At 59.3% G+C, this 14,813-nt stretch carries 12 protein-coding genes and 1 pseudogene; 5 read left to right on the top strand and 8 right to left on the bottom strand.

Features of this window, described 5'->3' with window-relative positions:
* Window positions 1–41: 41 nt before the first annotated feature.
* Window positions 42–278: a DUF2164 domain-containing protein gene (locus AC1DCP_RS23705; RefSeq protein WP_065687191.1), complete on the top strand. Its 237-nt coding sequence runs from the start codon at window positions 42–44 to the stop codon at window positions 276–278.
* A 7-nt stretch (window positions 279–285) separates the two neighbouring features.
* On the opposite strand, the gene pncA is transcribed toward AC1DCP_RS23705, so the two are convergent.
* Window positions 286–912, bottom strand: coding sequence for a bifunctional nicotinamidase/pyrazinamidase (gene pncA, locus AC1DCP_RS23700; protein WP_013636493.1), 627 nt, complete (start codon window positions 910–912; stop codon window positions 286–288).
* Between the two features lie 455 nt (window positions 913–1,367).
* Between pncA and AC1DCP_RS23695 the strand changes: the two genes are divergently transcribed.
* Window positions 1,368–2,654: a DUF2778 domain-containing protein gene (locus tag AC1DCP_RS23695; RefSeq protein ID WP_013636492.1), complete on the top strand. Its 1,287-nt coding sequence runs from the start codon at window positions 1,368–1,370 to the stop codon at window positions 2,652–2,654.
* Between the two features lie 52 nt (window positions 2,655–2,706).
* Here the strand turns inward: AC1DCP_RS23695 and AC1DCP_RS23690 are convergent, their stop codons facing one another.
* The 4 genes and pseudogenes from AC1DCP_RS23690 to AC1DCP_RS23675 all read right to left on the bottom strand — a co-directional run bounded on the left by AC1DCP_RS23690 (window position 2,707) and on the right by AC1DCP_RS23675 (window position 5,488).
* Window positions 2,707–3,132 carry a DMT family transporter gene (locus AC1DCP_RS23690; RefSeq protein ID WP_003513163.1) on the bottom strand — a complete coding sequence of 142 codons (426 nt, stop codon included), beginning with the start codon at window positions 3,130–3,132 and terminating at the stop codon, window positions 2,707–2,709.
* A pseudogene (locus tag AC1DCP_RS23685) lies at window positions 3,129–3,612 on the bottom strand (DMT family transporter). Before AC1DCP_RS23685 ends, AC1DCP_RS23690 begins: the two are co-directional and overlap by 4 nt.
* Window positions 3,613–3,722: 110 nt before the next feature.
* Entirely contained in the window at window positions 3,723–4,553 is an 831-nt protein-coding gene (locus AC1DCP_RS23680) for an alpha/beta fold hydrolase (protein ID WP_112153276.1), read from the bottom strand.
* Window positions 4,550–5,488 (bottom strand): choline ABC transporter substrate-binding protein, encoded by a 939-nt coding sequence (locus AC1DCP_RS23675; RefSeq protein WP_003513158.1) that lies wholly within the window; start codon window positions 5,486–5,488, stop codon window positions 4,550–4,552. Before AC1DCP_RS23675 ends, AC1DCP_RS23680 begins: the two co-directional genes overlap by 4 nt.
* A gap of 101 nt (window positions 5,489–5,589) precedes the next feature.
* Here AC1DCP_RS23675 and betI point away from each other — a divergent pair, with 101 nt between their 5' ends.
* Window positions 5,590–6,186: a choline-binding transcriptional repressor BetI gene (gene betI / locus AC1DCP_RS23670; RefSeq protein WP_019565304.1), complete on the top strand. Its 597-nt coding sequence runs from the start codon at window positions 5,590–5,592 to the stop codon at window positions 6,184–6,186.
* Between the two features lie 163 nt (window positions 6,187–6,349).
* Here the strand turns inward: betI and AC1DCP_RS23665 are convergent, their stop codons facing one another.
* The 3 genes from AC1DCP_RS23665 to AC1DCP_RS23655 all read right to left on the bottom strand — a co-directional run bounded on the left by AC1DCP_RS23665 (window position 6,350) and on the right by AC1DCP_RS23655 (window position 10,252).
* Entirely contained in the window at window positions 6,350–7,162 is an 813-nt protein-coding gene (locus tag AC1DCP_RS23665; RefSeq protein WP_065687193.1) for a glycosyltransferase family 25 protein, read from the bottom strand.
* 103 nt (window positions 7,163–7,265) lie between these two features.
* Complete coding sequence (locus AC1DCP_RS23660) at window positions 7,266–9,740, bottom strand: ATP-dependent helicase (protein ID WP_065687392.1); 2,475 nt, start codon at window positions 9,738–9,740, stop codon at window positions 7,266–7,268.
* A gap of 101 nt (window positions 9,741–9,841) precedes the next feature.
* The gene (locus AC1DCP_RS23655) at window positions 9,842–10,252 is read right to left on the bottom strand and encodes a carboxymuconolactone decarboxylase family protein (RefSeq protein ID WP_111798729.1); all 411 of its coding nucleotides are present in this window, start codon (window positions 10,250–10,252) and stop codon (window positions 9,842–9,844) included.
* Window positions 10,253–10,477: 225 nt separating this feature from the next.
* Between AC1DCP_RS23655 and AC1DCP_RS23650 the strand changes: the two genes are divergently transcribed.
* Both AC1DCP_RS23650 and AC1DCP_RS23645 read left to right on the top strand, forming a co-directional pair.
* Entirely contained in the window at window positions 10,478–11,644 is a 1,167-nt protein-coding gene (locus AC1DCP_RS23650; protein ID WP_112153275.1) for an efflux RND transporter periplasmic adaptor subunit, read from the top strand.
* Window positions 11,641–14,790 (top strand): efflux RND transporter permease subunit, encoded by a 3,150-nt coding sequence (locus AC1DCP_RS23645; RefSeq protein WP_038491563.1) that lies wholly within the window; start codon window positions 11,641–11,643, stop codon window positions 14,788–14,790. Before AC1DCP_RS23650 ends, AC1DCP_RS23645 begins: the two co-directional genes overlap by 4 nt.
* Window positions 14,791–14,813 lie beyond the last annotated feature (23 nt).

Raw genomic sequence — 14,813 nt, 5'->3', positions numbered from 1 at the left:
GTTTTTGCTCCCCGCCCAAACGATTGAATAATGGAGGATCAATGCTGGAGAAGCAGGACAGGGCAGTGCTGGCCACGCGTGTTCGGGAGTATCTGGCCCGGGAGACCGAAACCGAGATCGGCTTGCTGCAGGCGGAAATCTTCGTCGACTTTCTGGCCGAAGAAGTCGGATATGTCTTTTACAATCAGGGGCTCAAGGATGCGCATGCCGCGATCCTGCGGCGCCTGGAGGATGCGGCAGGCGATATCGACGTGCTGGAGAAGCCGAGGCTGCGATGACCGGCCCTCAGTCGCGCAAAATGTCGCGGCTTTTGAGGATGGTGGCGCCTTTTTCCCGCATGGCCGCAATCGACGCCTGTATACCTTGGGGATCGATGCCGCGGCTGGCATCCTCGATGAAACGGACCTTGACGCCAGGCAGCATGTCGAGGGCATCGAGCACCGAGAAACTGACGCAATAATCGGTGGCGAGCCCGCATATGTCGAGCTGGGTTACGCCTTGGCGCGTCAGATAATCGGCAAGACCTGTCGTTGCCCCCTGATCATTGTCGCGAAAGGCGGAATAGCTGTCGACGGCGGGATTTTCGCCTTTCTGCTGGATATAGTCGAAAGCCTCCGTCTTGAGGTCGGGATGGAATTCCGCATCCGGCGTGCCCTGCACGCAATGGTCCGGCCACATCATCTGCGGTTTGCCGGAGAGTTCACCCATATCGAACGGCTTCTTGCCGACATGCTGCGAGGCAAAGCTGCCGTGATTTTCCGGGTGCCAATCCTGCGAGGCGACGATCAGATCGTAACCGCCATTGTCGATCAGGGCATTGGCGACGGGCACGATCCGGTCGCCATCGGCGACAGCCAGATTGCCGCCCGGACAAAAGCCGTTCTGGATATCGATGAGCAGCAGCGCCTTCATGATTTGCCTCCCTTATTTCCGGCAGGATGCCAAGCCGGCAGCAACGGATCAAGTGCCCTTACCAGCTTTGTATGTGCTTGACGGCTGATGGCATAGATTTGCTCCGTCGCAGTCCTGCCGCATTTACAGCAAATTTCCGGCAAAGTCGGAATTTACCTGACGATGCGGCGACGTAAACTTTAAAGGCCGATGACGCCCTGCGGGGTATTTTCCGGGAAAAGGCGATGCAGATGCATGGCCAGCCCGCGCAAGTCATTGTTTTGCCTTCGCCCGATAATGCGCAGACCTTAACGAATTATTTTTGCAGGGACTCGTAAACACTTTGGTTACCATAATTCGTCATGCTTCGAACCAGTCAGTTCCGAAATCGGCCGGGTGTCCACCCGCTGTTCGGATGCCCCAAAATCCCTCCGGCTTTGCCCGGGTGTGCGTGAACGGTTCGAGTAACGAGTATCATGGCGTATTCTGCTGCGGCTTATAATGGCGCCGGTCTTGCCGGTTCGTCTTGCCTCAAGAGAGGCAAATCCTTTTCGCTTGGCCGAATGTCCGCTCTGCTTGGCGGTGGTGCCTTTGCCGGTCTGTTCGCCTTCGCTGCCTTCGCCTCGCTTCACACGATGGCGGCCGCATCGCATGGTGTCGGGCAATTTGAGAAGACGCTGGTGGCGAGGCTGGAGTCTGGCGAGGCTGCGATTTCCGGCGCAGCCGCACGCGATATCCACGTCCGCAAATTTTCTCGTCTGAGCGACCACAGCCATGGCCCGCAGAAGGCGGTTCGCCTTGCCGGCATCATGCCCGAAATCGGCGAGAAGGAGTTCCGCGAGCGTTTTGGCGCGGCTGCGAACGCGAAGGGGCAGGCGACAGTCAAGGAACTTGCAGCGCTGCGGCCCTCCGCCATCGTCGATTCGGCGCTTGGACGCACCACAGAGGTCGCCTATCAGAGCGCCGCATCGCAACATCCGGCATTTGAAGTGGCATTAGGGCGCCCGCAGATCGAGGAAGAGGCGAGCAGCCTGCTTCCGGACGACGTCCCTTTGCCAAGCTTCCGGCCCGAGGTTGCGGCTGCCGAAACGGTGGAGCCATCACCCCGCCCCGCCGTTCTAGCGAAGACCGATGAACACCCGGCAGCCGTTGCTTCCGCACCTGCTTTCGATGCGCCGGTGCCTGCGCGTGCACCCCAGCAGCCGCGGCAGGGCACGGCCGGCATGCTCGCCTTTGCAAAACCTGATAATCCGGTGCGCGAGCCGAGCAAGATGGATGCGGTTCCGTGGCCGGATCGCGGCAACGGCACGGCGATCTACGATATTTCCTCCGGCCTGGTTCATATGCCGAACGGCGAAAAGCTCGAGGCACATTCGGGCATCGGCAAGATGCGCGACAACCCCGACTATGTTCATGTGAGAATGCGCGGCTCGACGCCGCCCTCCAGCTATCGTCTGACGATGCGCGAGGCGCGGTTCCATGGCGTCGAAGCAATCCGTCTGACGCCGGAAAATGGCGTCAATCCGCATGGCCGCGACGGTCTTCTCGCCCACACCTATATGCTGGCGAAACGTGGTGAATCGAATGGCTGCGTTGTGTTTCGGGATTACTCCCGGTTCCTTGCGGCCTTCAAACGTGGCGAAGTCAAACGCATGGTCGTGGTGCCGAAGCTGAATGGTGGTCGCCCGACGCTCGCAAGCAGCGGTGGCAAGAGTGGCGGCAAGACCCTGCTCAGCATGTTCTCACGCGACAGCGATACCTGATTTTCGCTTTCCCGGACTTAAAACCGCTGCACATTTTTACCGGAGAAATGCCCTAGCGGCCGCGACGCTGGGTCAGCACCATGCCGGCGAGAATCAGCAGAATGCCGAGTGCGCTTGCCCAGAGTTTGGGCGGCTGATCGCTGAAAAAGTCGAGCACGACGCTTGAGACCATCTGGCCGCTGATGACGAGAAGCGCGGTATTGACCGCGCCGATGCGGGGGATGAGCCAGCTTCCCGAAGCGATGAAGACAACACCGATGGGGCCACCGATAAAGGCAAGCCACGGCGCGTCGGCCGCGCCCGGCGGAATGAGGCCGCCGACGATGAGGCCGATGACGGTCAATACCCCGAAACCGACGATATGGTTCCAGAACGAGGCGATCAGCGGCGAGTTCGACAGGCTGAGGCGACCGTTGACCTGACGGCTCAGTGCCACAAAGACGCCGCCGGTAAACGCCATGGCTATCCAGACGATCATGCCGTTCTCCCGACAAGGATAATAAGTGCGCTGCCACAGAGAATCAGTGCCACCGCCGCCATGTCACGCAAATCCGGCCGCCGCTTGGGCAGGCCAAACAGGCCGAAGAAATTCGGCCAGAAGGCTGAAGATCACCTGTCCGCCCAACCCGAGCGCGATGGTGCCGGAGAGGGCAAGCGGCGAATTGACGGCGGTGGAGGTGAGGATGACGATGGCCGCACCAATCACCCCACCGCAATAGGCCCAGAGCGGCGCCTTCGGTTTGGCCAGCGCACCCGCCTCCGTCTTCGGGCGCATGATCGCGAGATAGATCAGCGCCGCCACCGTGCCGGTGCCGTGTGCAGTCCAGGAGGAGAAAAGTGCGTTACCGTAGTGCGCAAGCTGGCCGTTGAAATGAACCATCAATGTCAGAAGACAGCCGCTTGCGAAGGCGGCGGCAAGGTGCAACGGGTTCAGGCGGGGATGGGTCGTTTCTGTCATGGCCAGCCAAAATATGATTATTCAGCGAAGCGTTACAACATCGCCACCTGAATCGAAATCGATTTGTCAGTTGTTTCCAGAAACATGTGCAACCAGCGCACTCTACCTTCTTACTTAGCGCAGTCTGACATAACATCCGCGAAAAAATCGGCGATCAGCGTGGATACGCCCTTCGGGTTTTCCCAATGCGGATTGTGGCCATGCCCATCGAGCGTAACGGTTTGAGCCTCGGGAAAGGCGGCGGCCAATTTTCGACGATGCGACGCGCCGAAAAGGGGGTCTTCGAAACCGGCGAGGCACAGTACCGGTTTTTTTATTCTGGACGCGTTGTGATGCAGGTTTGTATCCGCAAAGCGCTCAACGACGCCATGCCAGATGGCAGCCGGCATGTTGGCGGCATCCTGTTTCATTTTCGACAAAAAATCATCGTCGACTGGCTGGCTGCACGAATACCAGCCGCGCAGAAAGCCGCTATTGGGTCCGATCGGGTCCCGAAGTGCGAGAATATCTCTGGTCAACTGGCTTTCCGCGCCAAAATCCGGCTCAAGCGTTGCCGAGATGAGGGCAAGAGCCCGGATCGTGTCGCCTCGCCGGGCGGCAAGTTCGATAGTGGTCATCGCACCCATGGAGTGGCCGAGCAGAAACAGCCGTGAAATACCCAGGAGCGTTAGAAACCGATCGACCGTTTCGGCGAAATCAGCGACATGCAGGCTCTGTCCCGCCGAGGAAACACCGTGTCCGGGCAGGTCAGGGACGATGAGCCTGTATTCGCTGAAAAAAGGCTCCAGCATGGAGAAGCTGCGGCTGGTGTCCGAAAAACCATGCAGCATCAGCAGGACTGGGCCCGGACCGCCGGTGTCGATGAAAGCCAGCTGGCGACCGCGGGGCAATTCTACATATTGCTTCCGCTTCTCCCAATCATCCTGCAATATTGCCGTCACAGGCCGATCCCCGCCTTTACGGCAGTGAGACCATCCTGCCCGTCGAACGTCGATACGCCCTTCAGCCAGGCGTCCAGTCGTTGCGGCTCATCCTTGATCGCCTGCCTTGCCGCGTCTTCCGGGGACATTCCACCGTTCATGATATAATCCATGCCCTTGTTCTCGTACTCCACGTCGAATGCAAGATTGTCGAGCAGCTTCGCCACATTCGGGCATTCCTGTAGGTAGCCTTTGCGTACCTGCGTATCGACTGTTGCGGCGCCGAAGTCGGGCCCGTAAAATTTATCGCCGCCCGTCAGATACTTGATGTCGAATTTGCTGTTCATCGGGTGCGGCGCCCACCCCTGGAAAACAATGAAGGACTTGTTGCGGGCGAAACGGGTTACCTGCGAAAGCATGCCCTGTTCGCTGGATTCGACCACTTCCCAATTGTGCAGTCCGAGTGCCGGATCGTTGACGGCATCCAGCATCAACTGGTTGGAGCCCGGTTCGATGCCGTAGAGCTTGCTGTCGAACTTGTCCGCGAATTTTTGCAGGTCGGAGAAATCCCTGACGCCGGCATCCCAAACGTAGGTCGGAACCGCGAAAGTGTATTTGGCGCCTACAAGATTGGTTCGGACTTTTTCGACCGATCCGTCTTCCTTGTAAGGCTTGTAGTAGTTCACCATTGCCGGGTTCCAATAGCCCAGAAAGACGTCGAGATCCTTGCTCTTCAGACTCGTGTAGATGACGTCGATCCCGAGAAGCTGGCTTTGCGGCTCATACCCCAGTGATTTCAACAGCGACATGGCGATGCCGGTGGTGAAAGCGAGATCGTTCCAGCCCGGCTCGGCCAGTCGCACAACCTTGCAAGTTTCGGCATCCGATGCGAGCGCGGAAGTGCCGACGGTCGTCAAAACCATCGCGGCCGAAAAAACACCTGCCCATTTTTTCATTGTTCCACCTTTTTTGTCTATTGGGTCATTAGATTGACCGGTGGGACAATAATTGATCTTTACGGAAAATTTGTCAATATTGCTCACGCAAGGAGACAAAGATGCGACTGACCAAGATAAGCGATATTCGCCGGGCGGAGCTGAGGCGGGCTGCATTCGAAGTTCTTCAGCGTGAGGGAATGGCGGGTGCCACGCTTGAAAGGGTGGCGGCGCAGGCAGGCGCCTCAAAAGGCATCGTGCTGCATTATTTCGCCAACAAGCAGGAACTGTTCGAGCACGCGATGCGTGAAGCCAATGTGAAGCTGAAGGAGGCCGTGGTGGCGCGCCTCAATCGGGCGGTCAGTCCGCGTGAACGGCTCGATGCGATTATCGAGGCGAATTTCGACGAGAGCTTCTTTCAGCCCTCGATCTGCCACGCCTGGCTGTCGCTTTGCGCCGAGGTTCCGCGCGAGCCGCAGCTCGCCAGGATTCAGAAGGTGATCCATGCGCGGATGCGCTCCAATCTTTTGTCGGCTTTGGTGCATCTCGTGCCGAGGCAAGACTGCGCAACTGTCGCGCTCGGGATCACTTCGCTTATCGACGGCCTCTGGTTGCGCTCAGGATTGCAGTCCGGTGGTTTGACGCGCGAGGAGGCAATGGAGCAAATGCGGGATTACCTGTCTCACAGGTTACCGCACGCAAAAGCTGGCAATCCGTAGGGAACCAGTACGCGCGCTTCGCATTATTCCACCATGAAGAAAACGACGCGCAAACCCTTGAACCGGATGACGATTTTCGTCATTTCGATTTTCACTCTCGCAGCTGTGATCGCCGCGGTCTATCTGGTTGGGTTCACGCCCGGCGAAGTGTAGGCCAGCGCAGTCAATTGCCGGTGGGAACGGTCTTGCCCTTGCCGCGCTCCAGCGCAACGGTCAGCTTGGCAACGGCAAACCGGAGGCTGCGCATGAGGAAACGGCTGGTTTCCAGAAAAGCGCGGTAGGGCAGCACGGTGAAGTAGCGCCAGCGGGGCAGACGGTATATCCGCAGATTGTTCTGGATCTGGCTTTCCCCGTCCGCATCCTGCGTGGCGCAGAGTGGGTAAATGAAGGCTGCCTTCAGGCCAGCGAGATATTCCAGGTCGAAGGCAATATCGTAGGCAAGCCGCATGGGGATCAGCTTCGAGATCCATTTGCCGGCGCGGCGGTTGACGAGATATGCGCCCGAACCCTTTTCCCGCGTGAACGCAATTGCGAGTGAGCGCCCGCCAACGAGCTTGCGGAACGGAAACTTGCGACCGTTGCTGACCGTGGTCAGCCGAAGCAGATCCCAGTCGCTTCCATTCACTATCGCCTCGTCGATTGCTTCCAGGAAATCCTTTTCGAAGACGACATCGTCTTCAAGAATGAGCGCGACATCGGCATCGCTGCCCATGAACCTGTTGGCACAGGCAACATGGCTGAGATAGCAGCCGATTTCCGGCGGCGAGGTGCGGCGGCCATGCATGAGCATGTAGGAAAGCTCGCTGAATTCCGGGATAGGATAATTCAGTTCACGGCCATTGACGCCTGGGACCCGCTCTGCCTTCAGCCCGATGGCGTCGAGGCGTGCGTTCATGTCCTCGAGGCGCTTGGTGGCGCTGTCCATATTGATCAGGAAAACGGCAAGCTTGCGCCCGCTTTTCGGTAAAATATGCAAAGCAGTCCTCGCCCGGTTTCTGCACCCTGTTGCAACTCCTTTATTGCAACGGCGTGACGGGGGCTATGGAAAAAACTGCATTCGCACACTCATAGTTGTCGAATCAAACCTTTTCCACAAATCCATCCAGCACACGCTTTTGTCCGGCTCGGTCAAAATCGATGGTCAATTTGTTACCCTCGATGGCGGAGATGTTGCCATTGCCGAATTTGATATGGAAAACGCGGTCTCCGACCACGAATTTCGACGGTGTGTCGGCAACCGATTTGGCCACCAGTTCGCCGTCGATCGTGCGGGCGCGGGGCCCGCTTTCGCCATAACCAATCCGCTCGACCGCATGGCCGGAGCGTGTGCCCCAGTTATCGCGGGTCGCGTCGGACTTGTTGGCCTGGGCACGTTTCCAGCCGGGGGTGGAGTAGTTGTTGGCGAAGGGCTCCGCCTTGTCGAAACGGGACTGGCCATAACCGCCGCGTCCGCCGTAACCACCGTAATTGCTGTCGGATGCCGCGACATCCACGTGCGCTGGCGGCAGTTCATCGAGAAAACGCGAGGGCAGTGTGGATTGCCACAGACCATGGATACGCCGGTTCGATACGAACCAGATATGGCATAGCTTCTTGGCGCGGGTGATGCCGACGTAGGCTAGACGACGTTCTTCCTCCAGACCGGAGCGGCCGCCTTCGTCCAGCGCCCGCTGGTGCGGGAACAGACCTTCTTCCCAACCGGGAAGGAAGACGGTGTCGAATTCCAGCCCCTTGGCGGAATGCAGCGTCATGATGGAGACGGCATCGAGATTTTCGTTCTGCTCGGCATCCATGACGAGCGCGACATGCTCGAGGAAACCGCGGAGGCTCTCGAAGGCCTCCATCGAGCGGATGAGTTCCTTCAGGTTTTCCAGCCGACCGGGCGCTTCCGCCGTCTTGTCGGCCTGCCACATGGCAGTATAGCCGCTTTCGTCCAGGATCTGCTCGGCAAGCGTGGTGTGTTCGGTGTTTTCCAGAAGCCCCTGCCAGCGGCGGAAATCCTGCACCACGTCGAACAGCGCCTTGCGCGCCTTCGGTTTCAGCTCGTCGGTCTCGATGATGTCGGTCGCTGCCGCCAACATCGGAATGTCGCGGGCGCGGGCGTAATCATGCAGATTGCGGATGGTCGTGTCGCCCAGGCCGCGCTTGGGGGTGTTGACGATGCGCTCGAAGGCCAGATCGTCGGCCGGCTGGCAGACAAGGCGAAAATAGGCCATGGCATCGCGGATTTCGAGACGCTCGTAGAAGCGCGGACCGCCGATCACGCGGTAATTGAGGCCAAGCGTGACGAAACGGTCTTCGAACTCGCGCATCTGGAAGGAGGCGCGAACGAGAATGGCCATGTCGTTCAGCTTGTGGTTCTTGCGCTGAAGCTGCTCGATTTCTTCACCGACGGCGCGGGCTTCCTCTTCGGAATCCCAGGCCGCATGCACCACGACCTTCTCATCGTCGGGGCTGCTGCGCTCGGTGAACAGGGTCTTGCCGAGACGCCCTTCATTATGGGCGATCAGATGGCCGGCGGTGCCGAGAATATGCTCGGTGGAGCGGTAGTTGCGCTCCAGCTTGATGACCTTGGCACCGGGAAAATCCTTGTCGAAGCGCAGGATGTTGTCCACTTCGGCGCCGCGCCAGCCGTAGATCGACTGGTCGTCGTCGCCGACGCAGCAGACGTTTTGCGACTCGCCTTTGGGGCGCTGGGCAAGAAGCCTGAGCCACATATATTGCGCCGTATTGGTGTCCTGATACTCGTCCACCAGAATGTAGCGGAATTTCTGGTGGTACTCCTTCAGAATATCGGGATTGCGGCGGAAGATGCTGATGGGGTGCAGCAGAAGATCGCCGAAATCGCAGGCGTTCAGCGTTTTCAGCCGGTTCTGATAGGCCGTGTAAAGTTCGCGGCCCTTGCCATTGGCAAAGGCACGGGAATCGCCCTCGGGAATATCCGGCGGTGTCAGTCCCTTGTTCTTCCAGCCGTCAATCATGCCGGCGAATTGTTTGGCCGGCCAGCGCTTGTCATCAAGACCTTCGGCCTGGATAAGCTGTTTGATCAGCCGCACCACATCGTCAGTGTCGAGAATGGTGAAATCAGACTTCAGGCCGATGAGTTCGGCATGGCGACGCAAGAGCTTGACACCGATGGAGTGGAAGGTGCCGAGCCAGGGCATGCCCTCAACCGCGCCGCCGACCAGAACGCCAATACGTTCCTTCATCTCGCGGGCGGCCTTGTTGGTGAAGGTCACGGCCAGAATCTGGCTGGGATAGGCGCGTCCGGTCGCCAGAATATGGGCGATGCGGGTGGTGAGAACGCGGGTCTTGCCGGTGCCGGCGCCCGCAAGCACCAGAACAGCGCCGTCCAGTGTCTCCACGGCCTCGCGCTGCTCCGGGTTGAGGCCGGACAGATAGTCGGGCGTGGGCCGGGCCTGATCGCGTGCGGCCATGGCGCGCGCGGCAATGCCAAGCCCGCCGGCGTTGCCTGTATCGGCATTGTTCGTCGCCTTGCGCGGCGCCTCAGGTTCTTCGTCGAAGAACGGCATATCGTCAAAACTGTTGCTCATGCGGCCCAATGTAGTGATTCGGGATATAAAGGCTAGAACCGTGTTCTGCTTTTATTCCGGTATCATCCGTCAAAACGCCTATTCCAAGACGTTTTTTCGTCTCAGACCCGCCTGTCGGCATCAAAAGCCGCGTCCACCGGCAATTGCAGCGCCACGGCCAGTTGGTTGGTCTTGGCGGCAAGGGCGATGACGCGCATGAGATCGGCATGCTGTTCGCCCGTCATGCCCTTGGCTTTTGCAGCCGCGGTATGGGAGTGAGCGCAGTAGGAGCAGCCATTGGTGACGGAAACGGCGATATAAAGCATTTCCTTCACCAGCGGATCGAGCGCTGAAGGTGTGGCCATCACCGCCTTGACCTCGGCCCAGGTCTTTTCCAGAAGATCGGGGTCGAAGGCGAGGTAGAGCCACATATTGTTGATGAAATCCGATTTCCGCGTTGTGCGGATATCGTCGAACACAGCCTTGACGCGCGGGTTGGCTTCAGGATTTTCGGCTTTCGTTACGGTGCTCATGCATTCCTCCGGTCATAGCTATTTCAGCTGCAGATTACCGGATTGGTGAATGTTTGCGACAGAAATGGCCGTCAGTGCGCTTTCGACGACAATTCATCACAAATTACAATTATGTAAGGAACGGATTTGTGCGTTGCCTTCGTTAAGGCATGCGGGAATACTTCTACCGTTCCGAAAAGCTCTTTTCGGGGCGGGTTTATGCTGTGCGGATAATCGGAGAATTGTATGCGGGTGTGGAAACAGGTGGGTGTCTGTCTTGCTGTGGCGGGAGCAGGACTCTGTCTTTGGGGATTTTATTCACCCGAAGCGCGGAATCTGCTCGCGGGTATCGGCATCGGCAAAACACCTGTTGGCGCGGTCGAGGTTGCCGCATCCGGTGCCAGAACACCCGGTTCGTCATCCGGCCAAAATGCCGGCGCCGCACGCCGCGATGGCAATGCGACCCTGGTGGCGATGGCCCCGGTCAAGAAGGGCACGGTCAATGACAGGCTGAACGCCATCGGCAGTGGCGAGGCCATCCAGTCGGTCGTCGTCATGCCGCAGACATCAGGCACGCTTTCGGAAATCCGCATTTCATCCGGCGCCCGCGTCGTAAAGGGGCAGGTGCTCGCGCGGCTCGATGACGAGGAGCAGGTGATCGAGCGGGACAAGGCGCAGGTTGCGCTACGCAGCGCCGTCGAAAAATCGAGTTCCTACAGTAACCTGAAATCCGTATCCCGCCTTGATGTGCTGGATGCGCAGATTGCCGAGGAAGCCGCCAAGCTTGCACTGAGCACCGCCGAGCTGAACCTCAGGCGCCGCGACATCGTCGCACCGATTGAGGGTGTTGTCGGGATCGTGGCCGCCAATATCGGCGACAATGTCACCACGCAATCAACGATCGTCGGCATTGATGACCGTTCTCAAATTCTGGTCAATTTCTGGGCGCCGGAACGGTTCGTCACTGCAATTACCGTCGGAATGCCTGTAGAGGCCACCTCGATTTCACGCCCCGGCGAGACGTTCAAGGGTGAGGTCGAGGCCGTCGACAACCGTGTCGACGCCGCAAGCCGTACCATCCGCATCCGGGCACGGTTTGCTAACGACAAGGATGAGCTTCGGGCCGGTATGTCCTTCGGCGTTACCATGCGTTTTGCCGGAGAGACCTATGCCTCCGTCGATCCGCTGGCCGTGCAGTGGGATGCCGAAGGTTCCTATGTCTGGCGCGTGACCGACAATAAATCGGCCAAGGTGCGGGTGCAGATCGTGCAGCGTAACCCCGACGCCGTTCTCGTGAAAGCGGAACTGGCGGAAGGCGATCAGGTCGTGACCGAAGGATTGCAGCGGGTGCGGGAGGGGGGTGCCGTCCGTGTCGCAAGCCAGCCGAAGCCCGAGGAGGTTGCCAGCCAATGACGACTCAGCCGCCTTCGGGTCAGGATTCCAAGCTCGCCTTCACCGCACTGTTCGTTCGCCGGCCCATTCTGGCAGCGGTTCTCAATACGTTGCTTGTGGTTGCCGGCCTTGCAGCGCTGGTTGGCGTTGAGGTGCGCGAGTTGCCGGATGTGGACCGGCCGTCCATCAGCGTCAGGACGACTTATGAAGGTGCGGCGCCCGAAACCATCGATCAGGAAGTGACGCAGACCATCGAGGGGGCTGTTGCGCGCGTCAGCGGCGTCAAAACCATCTCCTCCAATTCGCAATTCGGCACCAGCCGCGTAACGATGGAATTCGGCGACAATGTCGATATGGCCGTTGCCGCAAACGATGTGCGCGATGCCATTGGCCGCGTAACCAACCAGTTGCCTGATGATGCTGACGAGCCGCAGATCATCAAGGCGGATTCCGACAGCCAGCCGATCATGCGTCTTGCCGTCACTTCGTCCACGCTCAGCATGGAAGATTTGACCAAGTTGGTGGATGACGAGGTCATCGACCGCCTTGCCGCCGTCGATGGCGTGGCGGATGTGGAGCTTTACGGCGATCAGGAAAAAGTCTTCCGCGTCGATCTCAATCAGGCCGCACTTGCCAGCCGTGGTCTGACGGTGACGGATATTTCCACCGCGCTGGCCAGTGCCGCGCTTGATGTGCCGGCGGGATCGCTGAAAAGTTCGACGCAGGACATCGTCGTGCGCGCGACCGCGAGCCTCACGAAGCCTGAGGATTTTTCCAACCTTCTGATCAAGGACAATATCCGCCTGCGCGATGTGGCAACCGTGATGCTGGGTGCGGATGACGAATCCACCTCGCTGCGGTCCAATGGTGTGCAGGGCGTGGGTCTGGGCGTCATCCGGCAGGCGCAGTCCAATACGCTCAATATCTCCACCGGCGTGAAGGCTGCCGTCAATGCCATGTCGGCCAACCTGCCGCAGGGTACGCGCATCGTGGTGACCAGTGACGACGCCGTCTTCATTGAAGGCGCGTTGCACGAGGTGGAACTGGCGCTTGGTCTTTCCGCGCTCATCGTGGTTGTGGTGCTTTACCTGTTCCTGCGTGACTGGCGGGCAACCCTCATTCCGGCGATCACCATGCCGGTGGCTTTGATCGGCACGATCATCGCCATCTACATGGTCGGATTCTCGATCAACATCCTTACGCTGCTCGCCATCGTTCTGGCGACGGGTCTGGTGGTCGATGATGCGATCGTGGTGCTGGAAAATATCGTGCGCCGCCGTGCGGAGGGCATGGGGCCGCGCGCTGCCGCTGTTCTTGGTACGCAGGAAGTGTTCTTCGCGGTGATTGCGACGACGGCGACACTTGCCGCAGTGTTCATTCCGCTCTCCTTCCTGCCGGGCCAGCTGGGTGGCCTCTTCCGTGAATTCGGTTTCGTTCTAGCCTTCGCTGTCGGTCTTTCCTCCATCGTGGCCCTGACGCTTTGTCCGATGCTCGCTTCGCGGATGCTGAAAGACGGATTGAAGGAACCCACGGGACCGCTGGCGTGGTTCGGCAATGTCTTTGCCTCCACCTACAAGAAGACGCTTTCCGCCTGCCTCAACAACCCGCTCATCGTCATCATCGTTGCGCTCGTCTTTTCGGGCCTGTCTTGGATTGCCTTCGGCATGATCCAGAACGAACTGACGCCGCGCGAGGACCGCGCCTCGGTGATGATGCGTGTGACGGCGCCGCAGGGTGTCAGCCTCGACTATACGCGCGACCAGTTGCAGCGGATCGAGGAAAATCTCCAGCCGCTGCGCGACAGTGGCGAAATCCGCAATATTTACTCCATCACCGGCATGAACGGTTCCTCCAACACCGGTTTTCTGGTGCTGACGCTGGCGCCGTGGGCTGATCGCGACCGCACGCAGAACCAGATTGCCGCCGACGTTACCGCTGCGGCCAACAAGGTGCCGGCGCTGCGCGGCAACGCCATGCAGCCGAACAGCCTGCGCATTCGCGGTGCGGGCAACGGCCTGCAGATGGCAATGGTCGGCAGCAATTATCAGGCACTGACAGCTGCAACGCAGAAACTACTGCTTTCCATGGAGGAAAGCGGCCTGTTCGAAACGCCGCGTTTGGACAACGAGCCCAACCAGGCGCAGCTATCCGTATCCATCGACCGTGAGCGCGCCTCCGATCTCGGCATTGATATCACCGGCCTGTCACGCGCCATGCAATCGCTGCTGGAAGGACGTTCGGTTGTCGACGTCTTCGTGGATGGGGATGCAATCCCGGTCCGGCTGCTGTCCTCCACCCGGCCGATCAACGACCCGACCGATCTCGAAAACGTCTTCCTGAAAACAGGTGACGGCAAGATCGTGCCGATGTCGGTCATTGCCACCCTGAAGGAAAATGCGGTGGCGCCGCAGCTGAACCGCGAGCAGCAGCTTCCCTCCGTCGGCTTTACCGCCAATCTCAAGGACGGCGTTTCGCTCGGTCAGGCTTTGGAAAAGGTGAACGAGCTCTCACAATCCCTCCTGCCGCCCGGCGCCCGCCTTCTGCCGCTCGGCGAGGCGGCGACGCTTGAGGAGAATTCGAGCGGCATGCTGCTGACCTTCGGTTTTGCCATCGCCATCATCTTCCTGGTCCTGGCCGCGCAGTTCGAAAGTGTCCTGAGTTCGATCATCATCATGTCGACGGTGCCGCTCGGTCTTGCCTGCGCGGTTATCGCGCTGCTCGTCACCGGATCGAGCCTCAATGTCTATAGCCAGATCGGGCTTGTGCTTCTGGTCGGCGTGATGGCGAAGAACGGCATTCTCATCGTGGAATTCGCCAACCATCTGCGTGACCAGGGCGCCACCGTGCGCGAAGCCATCGAAAAAGCCACCAGCATTCGCCTGCGCCCGGTGATGATGACAATGATCGCGACCATTTTGGGCGGCGTGCCGCTGGTGCTGGCGCAGGGAGCAGGGGCGGAAGCACGCATCGCGCTCGGCTGGGTCATCGTTGGCGGTCTGGGTTTTGCGACGCTGGTGACGCTTTACATCACCCCGGTCTCCTACCTGCTGATTGCCCGTTTCGCCAAACCGCAAGCCGATGAGGAAATCCGCCTCCACCGCGAACTGGAACTTGCTGCGCGTCGGAAGGCGCTGGAGGAGGACAAGCAGCTGCTTGCGGCGGAATAAAAATTTATGGGCAAGCCCGAGAG

The sequence above is a fragment of the Agrobacterium sp. 10T429 genome (genome assembly GCF_056393925.1).
This window is presented reverse-complemented; position numbering and strand designations above follow the sequence as displayed.